Origin of the sequence: Nocardioides alcanivorans, assembly GCF_021555175.1 — a bacterium.
Taxonomy (GTDB): Bacteria; Actinomycetota; Actinomycetes; order Propionibacteriales; family Nocardioidaceae; genus Nocardioides; species Nocardioides alcanivorans.
In genome coordinates this window covers 226506-243840 of record NZ_JAKGRW010000012.1, presented here as the reverse complement: position 1 = coordinate 243840, position 17335 = coordinate 226506, and the positions used below count along the sequence as shown (strand labels likewise).

Annotated in this window: 13 protein-coding genes, 2 tRNA genes and 2 pseudogenes; 13 read left to right on the top strand and 4 right to left on the bottom strand. The window is 64.4% G+C overall.

Going from position 1 to position 17335, the window contains the following annotated elements; genetic code table 11:
- From recF to L1066_RS07380, 8 genes and pseudogenes are all read left to right on the top strand, one after another.
- Positions 1-1150, top strand: a pseudogene (gene recF, locus L1066_RS07415) (DNA replication/repair protein RecF).
- A gap of 255 nt (positions 1151-1405) precedes the next feature.
- Positions 1406-1870 (top strand): DciA family protein, encoded by a 465-nt coding sequence (locus tag L1066_RS07410; RefSeq protein ID WP_235735725.1) that lies wholly within the window; start codon positions 1406-1408, stop codon positions 1868-1870.
- Positions 1871-2101: 231 nt separating this feature from the next.
- Complete coding sequence (gyrB, locus tag L1066_RS07405) at positions 2102-4168, top strand: DNA topoisomerase (ATP-hydrolyzing) subunit B (protein ID WP_235735774.1); 2067 nt, start codon at positions 2102-2104, stop codon at positions 4166-4168.
- A 140-nt stretch (positions 4169-4308) separates the two neighbouring features.
- Positions 4309-6976 (top strand): annotated as a pseudogene (gene gyrA / locus L1066_RS07400) (DNA gyrase subunit A).
- Complete coding sequence (locus tag L1066_RS07395) at positions 6976-7488, top strand: DUF3566 domain-containing protein (protein ID WP_235735724.1); 513 nt, start codon at positions 6976-6978, stop codon at positions 7486-7488. Before gyrA ends, L1066_RS07395 begins: the two are co-directional and overlap by 1 nt.
- A gap of 52 nt (positions 7489-7540) precedes the next feature.
- A tRNA-Ile gene (locus L1066_RS07390) sits at positions 7541-7614 on the top strand.
- Positions 7615-7673: 59 nt separating this feature from the next.
- Entirely contained in the window at positions 7674-7802 is a 129-nt protein-coding gene (locus tag L1066_RS07385; protein WP_235735723.1) for a DLW-39 family protein, read from the top strand.
- 45 nt (positions 7803-7847) lie between these two features.
- Positions 7848-7920: transfer RNA gene (locus tag L1066_RS07380), tRNA-Ala, on the top strand.
- On the opposite strand, the gene L1066_RS07375 is transcribed toward L1066_RS07380, so the two are convergent.
- The 3 genes from L1066_RS07375 to L1066_RS07365 form a co-directional block, all read right to left on the bottom strand.
- Entirely contained in the window at positions 7911-8159 is a 249-nt protein-coding gene (locus L1066_RS07375) for a hypothetical protein (protein ID WP_235735722.1), read from the bottom strand. The genes L1066_RS07380 and L1066_RS07375 overlap by 10 nt on opposite strands.
- A gap of 74 nt (positions 8160-8233) precedes the next feature.
- Complete coding sequence (locus L1066_RS07370; protein WP_235735720.1) at positions 8234-8470, bottom strand: leucine zipper domain-containing protein; 237 nt, start codon at positions 8468-8470, stop codon at positions 8234-8236.
- A gap of 163 nt (positions 8471-8633) precedes the next feature.
- A protein-coding gene (locus L1066_RS07365) for an IS3 family transposase (RefSeq protein WP_235734405.1) occupies positions 8634-9889 on the bottom strand; the annotation gives its coding sequence in 2 pieces (ribosomal slippage) (positions 8634-9604 and positions 9604-9889; 1257 coding nt in all).
- A 115-nt stretch (positions 9890-10004) separates the two neighbouring features.
- Between L1066_RS07365 and L1066_RS07360 the strand changes: the two genes are divergently transcribed.
- From L1066_RS07360 to L1066_RS07340, 5 genes are read left to right on the top strand one after another with little or no spacing between them, the layout of a single operon-like run.
- Positions 10005-10433, top strand: a complete 429-nt coding sequence (locus L1066_RS07360) for a very short patch repair endonuclease (RefSeq protein ID WP_283095315.1) — start codon at positions 10005-10007, stop codon at positions 10431-10433.
- Positions 10434-10483: 50 nt separating this feature from the next.
- Positions 10484-12277, top strand: a complete 1794-nt coding sequence (locus tag L1066_RS07355) for a DEAD/DEAH box helicase (protein ID WP_235735719.1) — start codon at positions 10484-10486, stop codon at positions 12275-12277.
- Entirely contained in the window at positions 12274-12687 is a 414-nt protein-coding gene (locus L1066_RS07350) for an EcoRII N-terminal effector-binding domain-containing protein (protein ID WP_235735718.1), read from the top strand. The genes L1066_RS07355 and L1066_RS07350 overlap by 4 nt, the downstream gene beginning before the upstream one ends.
- 16 nt (positions 12688-12703) lie before the next feature.
- Positions 12704-14359 (top strand): ATP-binding protein, encoded by a 1656-nt coding sequence (locus tag L1066_RS07345; protein WP_235735717.1) that lies wholly within the window; start codon positions 12704-12706, stop codon positions 14357-14359.
- Entirely contained in the window at positions 14352-15230 is an 879-nt protein-coding gene (locus tag L1066_RS07340; RefSeq protein ID WP_235735716.1) for an HNH endonuclease, read from the top strand. Before L1066_RS07345 ends, L1066_RS07340 begins: the two co-directional genes overlap by 8 nt.
- A gap of 7 nt (positions 15231-15237) precedes the next feature.
- Here the strand turns inward: L1066_RS07340 and dcm are convergent, their stop codons facing one another.
- Complete coding sequence (dcm, locus tag L1066_RS07335; RefSeq protein ID WP_312007239.1) at positions 15238-16293, bottom strand: DNA (cytosine-5-)-methyltransferase; 1056 nt, start codon at positions 16291-16293, stop codon at positions 15238-15240.
- Positions 16294-17335 lie beyond the last annotated feature (1042 nt).

The window sequence follows — 17335 nt, the reverse complement described above, 5'->3', positions numbered from 1 at the left end:
GTGCACGTCTCCCACCTCACCCTGCACGACTTCCGCTCCTACCCCGCCCTCGAGCTGCCGCTGGAGCCGGGCGTCAACGTCTTCGTCGGCCGCAACGGCCAGGGCAAGACCAACCTCGTCGAGGCGATCGACTACCTCAGTCGACTCGCTTCCCATCGGGTCGCCAGCGACGCTCCGCTCATCCGGGCCGGTGCGGAGCGTGCGGTGGTGCGGGCCGCAGTGGTGCGCGACGGTCGTACGGCGGTGCTCGAGGTCGAGCTCAACCCCGGCCGAGCCAACCGGGCCCGGGTGAACCGTTCGGTGCTCCCCGCACCCGCGACCTGATCGGTCTGGTGCGCACCGTGGTCTTCTCCCCGAGGACCTCGCCCTGGTGAAGGGCGACCCGGGCGACCGGAGACGCTTCCTCGATGACCTGATGGTGCTGCGGACGCCACGGATGGCTGGCACCAAGGCCGACTACGACCGGGTGCTCAAGCAGCGCAACAGCCTGCTCAAGCAGGCACGCGCCAAGGGCGGATCGCGTCGAGTGGAGAGCGAGATCACCGACACCCTCGTGGTCTGGGACGAGCACCTGGCCCGCACCGGTGCCGAGATCATGGCCGCCCGCTTCGAGCTGGTCGACGCCCTTCGCCCCTACCTCGGCAAGGCGTACGCCGCCGTGGCCCGCGGCGCGGATCGCGATGCGGCCGACCTGGTGCTGACCCCTTCGTTCGACCTGGGTGCGGTGCTGCCAGAGCAGGGGCCCCTCGAAGGCGCCTTCCGGGCCGTGCTGGAGGAGAAGCGCCGCGAGGAGCTCGATCGTGGTGTGACGCTGGCCGGACCGCACCGCGACGAGCTGCAGCTCAGCCTCGGTGTTGCCGACGGACTGCGCCTGCCGGTGAAGGGCTATGCCTCGCACGGCGAGTCGTGGTCGTTCGCCCTGGCGCTGAAGCTCGCCAGCTATGAGCTGCTGAGCAGTGACGGTGACGACCCCATCCTCGTGCTCGACGACGTGTTCGCCGAGCTCGACACGGAGCGACGCCAGCAGCTCGCCTCGATGGTGGCCGGTGCCGAACAGGTGCTGGTGACCGCCGCCGTGCCCGACGACGTACCCGGCTTCCTCGGAGGCACCCGTTATGGGGTTGCCGGCGGCGAGGTGACCCGTGACTGACGAGTTCGAGACTCCCCGCCGTCCGAGGCCGAGCCGTCACCGTCGAGCGTCGATCCTGCACCGGAGACGGAGCTGGTACCGGAGGTCGAGCCTGTCGAGACCGGGATCTCGACAGGCTCGATCTCCGAGGGCAGCTCGATCTCCGAGGGTGACGCCGCGCCCGAGGGTGACGCCGCGATCGAGGGGGAAGCGGCCGAGCGTGACTTCTGGATCGACGAGACACATGACGAGAGTGGTCTCGACCTTGCCCGCTACGTGTCGAAGGCGATTGCCGGCTCGCCCGGCGGCAAGCCCAAGCCCAACCGGCGCCGGGTCGGACGCAAGCGGATCATGCCGAAGTCGTCCGGGGCGCACCCCGACGCCCGCGACCCGCAGCTGCTCGACTCCAGCCTGGGTCGCCTCGTCTCGGACCGGGGGTGGGCACTCGACCTGCGGGTCCACGCCGTCTTCGGCCGGTGGGCGCAGCTGGTCGGGGACGACGTGGCGCAGCACTGCTCGCCGGTCTCGTTCGCCGACGGCAAGCTGACGGTCCAGACTGACTCCACGGCGTGGGCGACGCAGATGAAGCTGTTGGCGCCACAGCTGGTGAAGCGGCTCAACGAGGAGCTCGGCCACGGCTCGGTGCTGGTGATCGACGTACTCGGGCCCAACCTCCCCCACTGGCGCAAGGGCCGGTTCTCGGTGCGAGACGGTCGCGGTCCACGCGACACCTACGGCTGACCCGCGTCGACTCGACTCCGCAACGGCTCGAAATGCGGATCTGAGGGCCTCGCGACCATAGGGGGACCCATTGCCCCGCCCATACGGCGCTGCAGAGCGTGTTTATGAGGCTTCTACGCGGTAACATGGCCGAGGGTCGTCCCCAAACAGAACGTGGGCGGCCCGTTGCATGTCCAGATCTGCCAGATAGAGGTATGCGTGGCCGACAACGAAAACGTCACTCCGGAGTCCTTGACCCCGAACACGGCGCCCCCAGAAGGGTCCACCTACGACGCGTCGGCCATCCAGGTCCTCGAGGGCCTGGAAGCGGTGCGCAAGCGACCCGGCATGTACATCGGTTCCACCGGCGAGCGAGGTCTGCACCACCTGATCTGGGAGATCGTCGACAACTCGGTCGACGAGTCGCTCGCGGGTCACTGTGACCGGATCATCATCACGCTGCAGGACGACGGCGGCATCCGTGTCGAGGACAACGGTCGAGGCATCCCCACCGGCACCGCGCCCGGTCAGGACCTTCCCGCCGTCACGCTCGCGCTGACCGTCCTGCACGCCGGCGGCAAGTTCGGCGGCGGTGGCTACAAGGTCTCCGGTGGTCTGCACGGCGTTGGTGTCTCCGTCGTCAACGCGCTGTCCAACAAGCTCGTGGTCGAGGTGAAGAACCGCGGCCACCTGTGGCGCCAGTCCTTCAGCCTCGGCGACCCGGACTACGACCTGCAGCAGGTGCGCCCACTCGCCGACGACGAGCACACTGGTACGTCGGTGACGTTCTATGCGTCCCCCGAGATCTTCGAGACCACCACCTACAACCTCGAGACGATCACCACGCGCATCCGCGAGATGGCCTTCCTCAACAAGGGTCTCGAGATCGTGATCCGTGACGAGCGGGCCGCCTCCGAGCACATCGCGGACGCCGTCGAGGACGAGACCGTCTCCAACACCGAGGACCAGGCAGGCAGCGACGCGCTGCGCCGTGCCGAGGCCGGTGGACTCGAGCAGGTCTTCAAGTACGAGCGCGGTCTCGTCGACTACGTCGAATACCTCAACCGCCGCAAGGAGAAGGCGACCCCGTCGGTCATCTCCTTCGAGGCGGAGACCCCGGACACGGTGGAGAACCACATGAGTCTCGAGGTCGCGATGCAGTGGAACAACTCCTACCAGGAGTCGGTCCACACCTTCGCCAACACCATCAACACCCATGAGGGCGGCAGCCACGAAGAGGGCTTCCGCACCGCACTCACCTCGCTGGTCAACCACTGGGGCGAGGAGTGGGGCCTGGTCAAGAAGTCCGACGACCGGGTCAAGGGCGACGACATCCGCGAAGGCCTGACCGCGATCATCTCCCTCAAGCTCGGCGAGCCGCAGTTCGAGGGTCAGACCAAGACCAAGCTCGGCAACACCGAGGCCAAGGGCTTCGTGCAGCGTGTGGTCCACGACCAGTTCGGTGCGTGGATGGAGGAGAACCCCAACGAGGGCAAGGACATCGTCCGCAAGGCGCAGGCTGCGGCCTCTGCGCGGATGGCCGCGCGCAAGGCCCGCGACCTGGCCCGCAACCGCAAGGGTCTGCTCGGCGGCGGTGGCCTCCCGGGCAAGCTCGCGGACTGCCAGTCGACCAACCCCGTCGAGTGCGAGGTCTTCATCGTCGAGGGTGACTCCGCCGGCGGTTCCGCCAAGCAGGGCCGCGACCCGCGGATCCAGGCGATCCTCCCGATCCGAGGCAAGATCCTCAACGTCGAGAAGGCGCGCATCGACAAGGTGCTCGGCAATGCCGAGGTCCAGGCGATCATCTCGGCAGCCGGCACCGGTGTGCACGAGGAGTTCGACCTCGACAAGCTGCGCTACCACAAGATCGTGCTGATGGCCGACGCCGACGTCGACGGCCACCACATCAACACCCTGCTGCTGACGCTGCTCTTCCGCTTCATGAAGCCGCTCATCGAGCACGGCTACGTCTACATGGCCCAGCCGCCGCTCTACCGACTGCGGTGGAACAAGCCCCACGAGCACGAGTTCGTCTACTCCGACGCCGAGCGCGACGCGCTCATGAAGGCGGGCATCGAGGCCGGCAAGAAGCTGCCCAAGGAGAACCCGGTGCAGCGCTACAAGGGTCTCGGTGAGATGAACGCCGACGAGTTGTGGGAGACCACGATGAACCCTGACAGCCGGCTGCTCCTGCAGGTCACCCTCGACGACGCCGCCCAGGCCGACGAGATCTTCTCGATCCTCATGGGTGAGGACGTCGAGCAGCGCCGTTCCTTCATCCAGCGCAACGCCAAGGACGTCCGATTCCTCGATATCTAACTCTCTAGTGGATCCCTTAGATACGAGTAGAAGACTTCAGAAGGACAGAACTCCATGAGTGAGAACCCCCGGAGAACACCAACGAGATGCCGCCCGGCGGCGGTGGCGGCCGCGTCGACCAGATCGAGCTGCAGACCTCCATGCAGCGCTCCTACATCGACTACGCCATGGCCGTCATCGTCGGCCGCGCGTTGCCCGACGTACGTGATGGTCTGAAGCCGGTGCACCGCCGCGTGCTCTACGCGATGTACGACGGTGGCTACCGTCCCGACCGGGGCTTCAGCAAGTGCTCGCGCGTCGTCGGTGACGTCATGGGTCAGTACCACCCCCACGGCGACTCGGCGATCTACGACACCATGGTGCGCCTGGCGCAGCCGGTGGGTGATGCGCGCTCCGCTGATCAACGGGCAGGGCAACTTCGGCTCCCCGGGCAACGACCCCGCGGCCGCGATGCGTTACACCGAGTGCCGGATGGCGCCGCTGGCCATGGAGATGGTCCGCGACATCGACGAGGACACGGTCAACTTCCAGCCCAACTACGACGGGCGCTCGTCCGAGCCGACGATCCTGCCGTCGCGCTTCCCCAACTTGCTCGTCAACGGCTCGGCCGGCATCGCGGTCGGCATGGCGACCAACATCCCGCCGCACAACCTCGGCGAGGTGGCCGACGCCGCGACGTGGGCACTGCAGCACCCGGACGCGTCGAAGGAGGAGCTCCTCGACGCGATCATGGAGCGGGTCAAGGGGCCCGACTTCCCCAACGGTGCACTCATCGTGGGTCGTCAGGGCATCGAGGAGGCCTACCGCACCGGTCGCGGCTCCGTCACCCAGCGCGCGGTGATGGAGATCGAGGAGGACAACAAGGGTCGCACCTGCTTGGTGATCAGCCAGCTGCCCTACATGGTCAACCCCGACAACCTGGCGCTGAAGATCGCCGAGCTCGCCGACTCCGGCAAGGTGCAGGGCATCTCCGACGTGCGTGACGACACCTCGTCGCGCACCGGTCAGCGCCTCGTCGTCGTGCTGCGGCGCGACGCTGTGGCTCGCGTGGTGATGAACAACCTCTTCAAGCACACCGAGCTGCAGACCAACTTCTCCGCCAACATGTTGGCACTGGTCGACGGCGTGCCGCGCACGCTGCCGATCGACGCCTTCATCAGCAACTGGGTGACCCACCAGGTCGAGGTCATCCAGCGGCGTACGGCGTTCCGGTTGCGCAAGGCGGAGGCCGACGCCCACCTCTGGCGTGGTCTGGTCAAGGCGCTGGACATGCTCGACGAGGTCATCGCCCTCATCCGCCGCTCCCCCGAGGTCGAGGACGCCCGCAGTGGTTTGATGGCGCTGCTCGACATCGACGAGCTGCAGGCCAACTACATCCTCGACACGCAGTTGCGTCGCCTGGCCGCGATGGAGCGCCAGAAGATCATCGACCGGTTGGCCGAGATCGAGCTCTACATCGCGGACCTCAAGGACATTCTCGCCAACGAGACGCGTCAGCGGCAGATCATCGCCGACGAGCTCGGCGAGATCGTCGAGAAGTACGGCACCGAGCGGCGTACGCAGATCATCGCCGCCGACGGCGACCTGTCGATGGAGGACCTCATCCCCGATGAGGACCTGGTCGTCACGATCACCCGCGGTGGCTATGCGAAGCGCACCCGCGCCGACCAGTACCGCACCCAGAAGCGTGGTGGCAAGGGCGTGCGTGGCGCTGCCCTGCGCGGCGACGACGTGGTGGAGCACTTCATCGCCACCACCAACCACCACTGGCTGCTCTTCTTCACGACTGCCGGGCGGGTCTACCGCACCAAGGCCTACAACCTGCCCGAGGCGCAGCGTGACGCCAAGGGCGGGCACGTGGCTGGCCTGTTGTCGTTCCAGCCGGACGAATCGATCGCGCAGGTCTTGGCGATCCGTGACTACGAGCAGGCTCCCTACCTGGTGCTGGCCACGCGCAACGGTCTGGTGAAGAAGACCCGGTTGGCCGACTACAACTCGCCGCGTCAGGCCGGCGTCATCGCGATCAACTTCCGCGAGGACGACGACGAGCTGATCGGCGCGGAGCTCGTGCACAGCGAGGACCACGTGCTGCTCGTCTCCCGCAAGGGCCAGGCGATCCGCTTTGAGGCCTCCGACGACCAGCTGCGACCGATGGGCCGCGCGACGTCGGGTGTGACGGGCATGAAGTTCCGTGACGGTGACTCGATGCTGTCGATGGCGATCGTCCGCGCTGCCCAGGTGGCGGCCGAGGAGGAGGGTGACCTGACCGAAGGTGAGGAGGCGCCCGCAGCGTCGCCGTACTTCGGCCTGTCCCCGCAGTATGTCTTCACGATCACCGACGGCGGCTATGCCAAGCGCACCCGGATCACCGAGTACCGCGTGCAGTCGCGTGGCGGCATCGGCATCAAGGCGATGCAGCTGGTCAACGACGCGCGTGGCGTGCTCGTGGGCGCGTTCATCGTGGAGGAGGGTGACGAGATCCTGTCGATCACCCAGTCCGGACAGGTGGTCCGCTCCCCCATCAACGAGGACTTCCGGCCCACCGGACGCTCCACGCAGGGTGTGAAGTTCGTGAGCCCCAAGAGGGGCGACTCCGTGGCTGTCGTGGCCCGCTCCGTCGAGAGCCGGGTGGACGACGAGGCGGAGGACGGCGAGGGTGTCGAGGACGCTGAAGGTGTCGAGGCCGTCGAGGGCGTGGAGGGCGTGGAGGGCGAGACCCCGGCCGTGGACGAATCGGTTGCTCAGGATGCCCCTGCAACAATCGAGCCGACCGATGCCGAATCTGCCCCCACCGAGGACGGTGAGTGATGACCGAGGAGCAACAGAAGACGCCCCTCAAGGAACGCATCTCGACGGCGATCTCGTCGGCAGCAGACCAGATGCGGGCCAACGCCGACCCGCACTCGCAGAAGGCCCAGGACAAGGCGGCTGCCTCCTCAGGCGGTCGCCGCCCCCGGCGGGCGAAGCTGACGCTGACCCGCATCGACCCCTGGTCGGTCATGAAGACGTCGTTCCTGCTGTCGGTGGCGCTCGGGGTGGTGACCGTCGTGGCGGTCGCCGTCGTCTGGGGCGTGCTCGGCGCAGCCGGCGTGTGGTCGTCGATCAACCAGATGGTGCTCGACGTCATCGGCGAGAACAGCAGCGACTTCGCGATCGAGGACTACCTCGGTACGTCGCGGGTGCTCGGCTTCACGATGCTGGTCGCGGTGATCGACGTCGTACTCATCACGGCCATCGCCACGCTCTCCGCGTTCCTCTACAACATGGCTGCGGCGCTGCTCGGCGGCGTCGAGCTGACCCTCTCCGAAGAGGAGAAGTGAGCCCCGTTTTGCTGCCGTGCGACCGGGTGGGCTAGTCTTTCCCGGTCGCTGAGGGCCTATAGCTCAGACGGTTAGAGCGCTTCCCTGATAAGGAAGAGGTCACAGGTTCAAGTCCTGTTAGGCCCACAAGTTTTTCCCCTTCAGACACACTGGGTCCGTATCACCCACGACCAAGGGAGACCCCCATGAAGAAGTTGCTGCTCATCGCTCTCGCTGCCGCCGGAGCCGTCTTCGCCAAGAAGAAGCTCGACGCGTCGAAGCAGGAGCAGGCTCTCTGGGCCGCAGCGACCGACGACGTGAACAAGAAGGCCTGACGGTCTTCTCTTGGGTCACCGGGCCGCTCCGGGCGGTGACCACCAGGGGCCTTGGCGCAATTGGTAGCGCACCTGCTTTGCAAGCAGGGGGTTAGGGGTTCGAGTCCCCTAGGCTCCACCGATGTGATGAGTCGAGACATGGGTGACACCTGAGTCGCGACATGTGTGACAGTCAGCGAGCCCCGGCCATCGGCCGGGGGCTCGCTGCGTGTTGCGCCAGTAGGTCCTGTCGGGGTCGATGGTGTGGCTGGAGGGGATCTCGCTGGTTTCGAGCTTGATGACGGTCACGGTGGCGTCGTCGGCGATGGCGACGATTCGGGTGCCGCGGTGGGCGTGGCCGGTGCCGAGGTGGTGCATTCTGCCGGCGCGACGGAAGCTGGTCTTGACCTGTAACCGCTTTCCCGGACACCGAAGTTGAGGTGGGCCAGGTGCTAGGCGATGGTGACGGGGTCGGCATCGAGGCCGTCCTTGGTCAGCTGGAGTCGGAGCTCGACGATCAGGTCGCGGACCTGGCTGCTGGTCGCGTTGCTCGTGGTGTGGGGCCGACGTGAGCGGGGGTCGACGGCGTCGAGCCCGCCCTCTTTGTATCGGGCTAGGAGGTGCTGGCGGGAGTAGCCATACTTCTTTGCTGCGGTGGTGACGGACAGTTCTTTGGTGATGACTTTCAAGACGGCGCCCCTGGTTTTCGACATACCACTGGACTGTTGCCTATGTCCTGAACCCAGAAACCCCCTAGGCTCCACCAGCTCGCTTGTCGAGCTTGTCGGTACACCGCAGGGCAACCTGCGGTTCATCTCATCTGTGGGGTGTGAATCGCACTGGGTTTCGTTCCTATGCGTTCCCTTGGACAGCGAGTGCTGGCCGGGATGATTCTTGGGCAGCGTAGTACGCGGCCTCGACCTCGAGCGGGGTGCGCATGTCGAGCTCCCCGTGAAGGCGTTGGTTGTTCCACCACCACACGTACTCCAGCGTCGCGAGCTCGACCTGCTCGATCGTGCGCCACGGCCCGCGCCGTCTGATGAGTTCGGTCTTGTAGAGCCCGTTGACGGCCTCGGCCAGCGCGTTATCGAAGGAGTCGCCGACGGTGCCCGTGGAGGGCTTCGCGCCGAGTTCGCCGATTCGGTCGGTGTAGACGATCGAGAGGTAGTTCGAGCCGTGGTCGGCGTGATGGACCAGCCCGGTCAGATCGACCGCGCCCTCGCGCTTGGCGTCCCACGCGGCCATGTCGAGCGCCTGCAAGGGGAGGATGTCGGCCTTCAACGTCGCGGCGACGTTCCACCCGACGATCCGGCGTGAGTAGACGTCGGTCACGAACGCCACGTAGGCGAACCCCGACCAGGTCGCGACGTAGGTGATGTCGGCAACCCATAGCCGCCGCGGCGCGGGCGCGTGGAAGCGCCGTTGGACCAAGTCGGCCGGCTTCACCGCCGCCGGATCCGGCTTCGTGGTGAACACCTTCTTCGACCGCTTCACCCCACGAACGTCGGCGAGTTTCATCAGCCGAGCGGTCTGATCGCGACCGATCTCCCAGCCCTGGCGTCGCATCAGGGCGTGCATCTTCCGGACCCCGTAGACGCCGTAGTTCTCGACGTGCAACCGGGCGATCTCCGGCACCAGCAACTCGTCCTTCAACGACCGCGCCGACGGGGCTCTGGTCTTCGCGGCCCGGTAGCCACGGGAGGTGATGAACCCACGAACTGCCGGACGCAGCACCCGGCAGATGGCCTCGACCCCGAACTGATCCTTGTGCTCGTCGATGTAGCGGATCATCTCGTCGTGGGGCGGTCGAGTTCCTTGGCGAAAAACACTGAGGCGGACTTCAAGATCTCGTTCGCCCTGCGGAGCTCGGCTACCTCACGCTTGAGGCGCTTGATCTCCTCCGCCTCATCCGTCGTGGTCCCGGGCCGCTTCCCGGCGTCGACCTCAGCACGGTGGACCCACAGCCGCAGGGTCTCGACGTTCATCCCCAGCAACCCCGCGACGTGCCGCAACGCTGCCGTCTCGTGCGGGTGCTCCGGGCGGACCTCAGCGACCATCCGCACTGCCCGCTCACGCATCTCGTTCGTATACCTGGCCATCGTTCCCATCCTGACTGATCAAGCGGAACGAAACCCAGTGCGATTCAGTGCGCTGGCTTGGTTCAAGGTTGGGCGCTAGGGGACTGTAGAGAAAAGATCGGCCACGAGTGGGCATGATGAGAACATGACAGTTCCCGAGGTTGATCCGGCAGTGCGGCGGAGGATGTCGGTGACCCGGGGCCGCGACACTAAACCTGAGGTCGCTGTGCGTTCGCTCCTACACAGGCAGGGGCTGCGCTACAGGGTCAACCACCGGGTCCCGGAGAGCTCACGGCGGACCGTCGACATCGCGTTCACGCGGCACCGACTGGCGGTTTTCATCGACGGCTGCTTTTGGCATGGGTGTCCGGTGCACTTCGTGACGCCCAAGACCAGAACCAGCTTCTGGTTGGCGAAGATCGCCGCCAACCGCGCTCGAGACCTCGAGTCGACTCGGGACCTCGAATCCGCCGGTTGGACGGTCCGTCGGTATTGGGAGCACCAAGACCCCGCGTGGGTGGCCGCGGACATCACAACCTGTCTCGACGGCTTGACGCATACTGGCCCGACCTGAGCGCCAAGACTGTAGCCTCGATTCGCGCAGCGGAAAGGAGGACCGGCAGCATGGATTTCGAACTATTGGGATCTGAGCTCTTGCGTGTCGAGGCCGACAGTCAACGGAGTCACCTTTCGTGGGCAGATGTCGCCCGTCTCGTGACGTCGGAGGAGATTCCCGCGGACATGCTGTCGCGAGCCTCTCGCAAGGCGGCGAGTGTCCGGATCCACCTCACGGGCGACAGCTTGGACAATTTGGCAATCAACGTGGAGGCACAGTTCGGAGCACGGGCGCGGCAGATCCGTTTAGGGCAGGAACACGTCATACTCGGCGCCGCCTGTCATCCACTGCAACCGGAAGCGGTGGCCTCGGCCTTCGAGGCTCTTAATGCGGCAGCGCTGACGATCGGGAAGTTGAGCCTCGGCCAGTACCAAGAACTGATCGTGGGATTCCCAGCGTTCGAACTCTTGGTCGACGACGTGCACTTGGATCCTACGTTGGAGGCCGAGCGGGCGACCTCCGAAGTAGCGCCGGCGGCCATCGTCGACGCGACTCTCTATCCCTACCAAGTAGCCGGGTCTGCATTCATCCGGTCTATGGCCGGCCACGGCGTAGGGACTCTGATCGCCGACGAGATGGGCTTGGGCAAGACCCTCCAAGCGATCACCCTTCTCGCCGAGCGGAAGAGTTCGGGGATCTCACTGGTGGTCGCGCCGGCCGCGCTGCTTCTGAATTGGGGGCGCGAACTGTCCCGATTCACCCCCCACATCCGATGGCTTCTGCATGCCGGCAGCTCCAGGGTCGGCGTCGCAGGTTCCTTCTCGCCATACGACGTGGTGATCACCTCATATGAGACCCTGTCGAACGATCTGACATTCATGGGTGATCACCCTTGGGACATCGTGATAATCGACGAGGCGCAAGCAATCAAGAATCCCGACAGCCAACGCGCAAGGGCAGTCAAGGGATTGAACCGCAGGGTCGGAATTGCCATCACGGGTACGCCCGTCGAGAACGGCTTGGCTGACATATGGTCAATCGTCGAGTTCGTGGTGCCATCGGTCGCTCGCTGTCACGGCGCCTCGGTTGTCGGGCGGGAGCGTGACCTGGCAGAGGCCGAGCGCACCGGTAGGGCGGTTGCGCCGGTGATCCTCCGACGCCGAGTTGCTGAGGTCGGTTCGCAACTGCCGAGTAGGATCGACAAGGTCGTGACCTTTGAGCTCACGCCCGCGATGCGCCAACGGTATGAGCAGATTACGACCGTCCTAGGGGTTGGCCTGCCCGCATTGCAGGCTCAGAGACAGTTCTGTGCCCTTGGTGACACCGAGCGGTCCGAAACGGAGATTCACAACGAGCCGAAGTTCGTCCACTTGATGGAACTGATCGAGCAACTGGCCTCCTGTGGCGAAAAGGCATTGGTATTCACCTCCTTCACGCTGAGCGTGGACCGCTTAGTTGAGCGGATTCGAGCGATACCCGGGGTGAACCTTGTTGCTGCGGTGGACGGTCGATCGAGTCCAACGGAGCGACAAGCGCTGATCGACCAGTTCGGCCAGGTCGCTGGCGCGGCAGTCCTCGTTATGAACCCCAAGGCCGCCGGAGTCGGCCTGAATATTACAGCAGCCAACCACGTCTTCCACTTCAACCCGGAGTGGAATCCTGCGGCCACGGATCAAGGAACGGCCCGGGCCCATCGCACGGGTCAGCATCGCACCGTCTTCGTGCACGAGTTCTACTACGCCGGGACCGTCGAGGAGGACGCGGTACTCAGGGCAGAACACAAGCGCGACGTCGCGGACGCCGTGGAAGCAGGTGTCCGACAGGCCGACAGGTCGGCCCTTACAGAAGGGACGACCCCGTGAAAGTTGGCAAGATCCTGAGTCCGACCGACACCGGTGCTGCCAAGACACACCAGTCTGGCATCCTCATTCCTAAGGATCAGCGCGTCCTGGGGATCTTCCCGGCCTTGGATAAGACCGTGCAGAATCCGGCTCGGCAGGTACAGATGTGGGTTCCGGAACTGGACATCTTCTGGTCAGCCCGCTTCGTCTTCTACAACACCAAAGACTTGGGGATCGGCACCCGTTCGGAGTATCGACTCACCCAGATCGCTGGTCTCCTTCGTGACCTCCGTGCAGAGCCTGGCGACCGCCTCACGTTCCAGCGGAACTCGCTCGGCGACATCGAATTAGCTGTGGAACCGCAGCTTTTGTCGGGAGAGCCAGATACCGTCACCGTATTGAAGAGCGGTTGGACGCTCGAGATCATCTAGGCAAGGGGACCTTCAAGTGACACGGGAGAACGTGGTCGTCACGCCAGATACGCGACGCATGGTTGAGGGCCTGCGAGACACCGGATACACCTTCAACTCAGCAGTCGCTGACCTGATCGACAACTCGATTGCGGCGGATGCCAGTCGTGTCAGCGTGTATTTGGGGTGGACGACCGACGAGGAGATCATCCTGACCATCGCGGACGATGGGCACGGAATGAACAAGGAGGGCCTCCTCGAGGCAATGCGCTACGGCGCGCCCGAGAGGGCCACCCGGAGCAGCTTGGGGCGCTTTGGACTGGGGCTCAAAACGGCCTCAACGGGTTTCTGTCGTCGACTCACGGTGATGTCCCGAGACGCTGCTACCGCAGGCCTGAACGCTGCGGTGTGGGATCTCGACGACCTCGCGGTGTCTGGTGAGTGGAATCTAGGCATCGGGCCCGCCGACGCCGACGAGAAGTCGCTTTGGGAGGACGCCGCCGAAGAACTCGCGGACATTGCGAGCGGTCCTGTTTCCGCAGGAACGGTGGTGATGTGGCAGAAGGTCGACAAGCTGTTGAAGACCAGGTCGGGCGAAGAAGCGAAGAATCGCAACCAAGCTCTGAAGAAGACGGAGAGGAGCTTGGTCGACCATCTGGAGATGGTCTTCCAGCGCTACTTGGACTCCACAGATGATCGTGTCCCGAATGTTGCAATTGCCGTCAACGGGAACATCCTCAGCCCTTGGGACCCATTCCAGATCGCCAACGGCGGGCAGCTGGCGCTCGACAAGACCCTGAAGATGAGCCCGGCCTACGCGGCGGCATCATCCTCGGATGAGTTCGAGGTCAAGCTTCGTGCCTTCATCCTTCCGAGGAAGGATGAATATCAATCCGACGAGGCACGCACTGATGCTCGGATCGGCATCGATCGTCAGGGCATCTACCTCTACCGCGAGAACCGAATGATCGAGGGGCCCGAGTGGCTCGGTACGGGCGCCACCGAGACGCATCTCAACACCCTCCGGGTCGACCTGTCGTTCCCCGGTCAGCTGGACGAGGTCTTCGGTGTCGGGATCAAGAAGTCCGGGGTCCACATCGACCCGAGCCTGATTGAAGCGCTCCGACAGTTGCTGACACCGGTGAGGCGCGAGGCGGACCGCTTGTCCAGGAAGGGCAAGACTCCGACGACCAAGCAGGGTGGAGAAAAAACGCGTCCGACCGAGCGCACGATCAATAGGCTCAAGGGCAGTCTCACGGTCCCAACAATCGAGCAGACGCCCGGCGGCGCCATTAGCTTGAAGAACAATGCTGGCGAGGTCGCCGTCCGTGACGACGCCGGCAAAGAGACTGGAATCGTCGCGATCGTCGTGGATGAGGATGAGCAAGGGCTCAGTGTCGTCAGGCATGACACATTGGAGGATGGTGCTCTATGGGAGGCAAGGTACGCCAACGCGGCAGGCATCCAAGTGGCACTCAACGCGGGACATTCTTGGTATCGAAAGGCGTACCTTCCGAACGCGGCTGACTCGAACTTGGTGCAGGCCATCGAGTATCTCTTCTATGCCCTTGCCCAAGCCGAGATGAACAATACCGACACCGATGCTCACGAGACCTTCGCAGAGTTTCGAATTGAGGTCAGCCGCAACCTCAAGAAACTGGTGAAAGACTTGCCGGACCCAGACGATGACTGATGTCGTCAGCGATGAAGAGATAGCGTCGGAGGCTGCCCGTCAGATATCGCTCGAGACAGGGTTGCCGTTCCACGCGGCGAAGGTATCGGTCGACGGATTCGCGGGATGGAGGGTGGGATATCAGGCCCAAGTCGAGGAAGGACTCGGCTTTGATCTGCTCTTGGCAATCGGCTTTCGATCGGTAGAGGTCACCATGCGACCGACACGATTCAGCGGCCCGTTGGTGAGGGCCTTCGCCGCCAACGTGGCAGCTGACCCACGAGGCTGGATCGATCAACTCGCACGCGTCCGGTCTGCAGGGGCCACGGTCACCGTCTACGCGGACCACGAGGTGCTCAGCTCCAATGCGGAGCTCCCCGACCTTGAGTACCGCACACTCGAGATCGAGTGCGTGGTTCGGACCGTCGGCAGAGGGATTGAAGCACGTCGGGATGCCGCGCTAGCAGCTTGTAGGGCTGCCGTGTCCTTAACACTCTCGGGTTTGGAGTTGCAGGCCACCGAGATGATTGAGGACCTGTCGGAGGGTGCGGTGGTTCGGGTTGACGTCAACAAGTACGAACGCAACCCGGTCGCGCGGATGCAGTGCATCGCGCACTACGGCTCACGCTGTTGGGCGTGCGATCTGAGCTTCGCCGACACTTATGGCGATCTAGGTGCCGGATATATCCATGTCCACCACCGGGTCTTGGTCTCCTCGTACGAAGGCGAGACCTATGTGGTTGACCCAATTCGCGACCTGGTGCCACTATGTCCGAACTGTCACATGATGATCCATCGACGCCGACCGCCGCTGGAGCCGTCCGAACTTCGCAGGATTCTTGACTTGCCCGAGAAGCAGCCGTTGCCGTCGATCTCGACGGAATCCGCTTGAGTTTGGCTCAGGCCACTCGTGTCGAGTTCGAGTTCGTATCCAGAAGGTGCGGCCGCATCAGGTCTGCGACGGATCGGATCGCTGGCACCACGACACTGTTGCCGAACTGCTTGTACGCCCTTGTATCGCTGACAGGGATCACGAAGCTGTCGGGGAAGCCCATGAGGCGCGCACACTCGCGCGGAGTCAAGCGGCGAGGGTTGTTGCCCGGCTGCTCGACCAAGATCTCGGAGCCATCCTTGTAATACCGCGCGGAGAGCGTCCTGGTGGTCATCCCGGGACGTACCAAGCCAAAGCCGAACCCGTTGCCGGCGGCGCGATGCTTTGCGGCGTAGTTCTGTAGGTACACCCAAAGACGTGGAGTCAGGGTGTATCGCGGGTCGACATCGCCGGTCACGGGATTGAAGAACCGTCCCTCGTCGTGGGGAACGACCGGTTCGCCCTTCCGGTGAAGGATGGCTTCGACCTTCGGCGCAGCTTTCGGAATCAGCAGATCGTCGAACTCGAACCCGTTGGACTCACGGAACCCGACGATAATGATGCGTTCGCGGTTCTGTGGTGTCCACTTGATCCCGTTGATTACGCGGGTGTGGACGTAGTAGCCGAGGTCATCTTCAAGGGTGCGGCGGATCACCTCGAAAGTACGACCTTTGTCGTGCGACTTCAGGTTCTTTACGTTCTCAAGGAGGAAGGCCTTCGGACGCTTTTCCTCAATGATGCGCTTGATGTCGAAGAATAGCGTGCCTTGGGTTGGATCCGCGAATCCGTGTGCCCTACCAAGGGCGTTCTTCTTCGACACTCCTGCGATTGAGAATGGTTGACACGGAAAACCTCCGAGTAGAACGTCATGGTCCGGCACCTCGGCGGCATGAACTTGGGTGATGTCTCCGTTGAAGACGTGATCCGACCCCTCATCCAAGGGGAAGTTCGTTTCGTAGGTTCTACGAGCGTAGGAGTCCCATTCGGACGTCATGACGCATTGGCCGTCAACCCCTTCGAACGCCTGGCGGATACCGCCGATGCCCGCGAACAGATCGACGAAGGTGAAGTCATTGCGCGTCACGAACGGTGCTGCCTCTCATGGTTGGCTTGGTGCCGCCGTCATCTTGACCCAAGGGCTCGACACAACCCCACTGACACACTGGGTGACCCATAAGTGGAAACCTATCCTTCGTGCAAGGCTCGGATGGAGTCGTTGTCCAAGCCAGGGTACCAGGTCCTCGCCCTAGCGTCTGCAAAGGAAGCGTGGCAGCTCGCGAACCGTCGGAACGGTACGTGCGACACACCAGATCGCGCATGAGCCGCGCCGGCGAGCGTACCGTGCCTCATCACTACGTCAGCGACCACGTCCGGCTCGCCTGCGCCTCGACCGCCGCGGCACCCAAGGCCAGACGGTCGACTCCGCTCACCTCGTCGCCGGCGAGAGCACAGGTGCCGAAGCGGCATACGTCGCGATGAACGTCGTCCGCCGCGCCATCGACTTCATCGACGAGACTCGTCCGCACTGGATCGAGATGTTCAGCCGCTGCAGCGTCGACCTCGACTTCTCGCCAGCGTTGTCTATGTCGCGAAGGAGGACATTTAGCGCTACGGCCCCCGCGAACCGCGGCGCCCCCGTCGGCCCTCCAAGTCGCGACGCTGCCGACCGGCGTACGCCGCCAACCCGAGCCTGTCCTTGGGCTGTCAGCTCCTTCTGGGATCGGGCGCTGACGGATCTCTTGGCGCGAGGGAGTGGCGCAGGCTGCGGCGCGGCCCACAGTGGTGTCGGTGCAAGGACAACGGCCGCCTCTACATAACCGTCGCCGAGTTGCGCCGCGCTTCCTGAGGGCGGGCGAGTGAGATGTCGACCATGGCCGGGTCGCCCGACCATGCTCGCTCAGCATCTGCGGCGCCGCGCGCTGGGTGAGCCCTCACTGCCGAGACCATCCGCCGCAAAGATCGCGGCCGGCGAGCTGCGCGCCCAACGATGCGGAAAGACGATCCGGATCAAAACCGATGACTTGGAAGTGATGGTGTTTCCGGTGCGTCGGCCAAGGACTGGTGGCGTGCCACGAGGGACAGACGGCCCCAGGCATCGCCTTGGCCTTCGCGGCTACTAAACACTC

What these genes read in the sequence shown, in the direction of transcription:
- L1066_RS07395 (WP_235735724.1), top strand. Translation starts at nt 6,976, where the DNA reads ATGACCGAGGAGCAACAGAAGACGCCCCTCAAGGAACGCATCTCGACG.
- L1066_RS07385 (WP_235735723.1), top strand. Translation starts at nt 7,674, where the DNA reads ATGAAGAAGTTGCTGCTCATCGCTCTCGCTGCCGCCGGAGCCGTCTTC.
- L1066_RS07375 (WP_235735722.1), bottom strand. Translation starts at nt 8,159, where the DNA reads ATGCACCACCTCGGCACCGGCCACGCCCACCGCGGCACCCGAATCGTC.
- L1066_RS07360 (WP_283095315.1), top strand. Translation starts at nt 10,005, where the DNA reads ATGACAGTTCCCGAGGTTGATCCGGCAGTGCGGCGGAGGATGTCGGTG.
- L1066_RS07355 (WP_235735719.1), top strand. Translation starts at nt 10,484, where the DNA reads ATGGATTTCGAACTATTGGGATCTGAGCTCTTGCGTGTCGAGGCCGAC.
- L1066_RS07340 (WP_235735716.1), top strand. Translation starts at nt 14,352, where the DNA reads ATGACTGATGTCGTCAGCGATGAAGAGATAGCGTCGGAGGCTGCCCGT.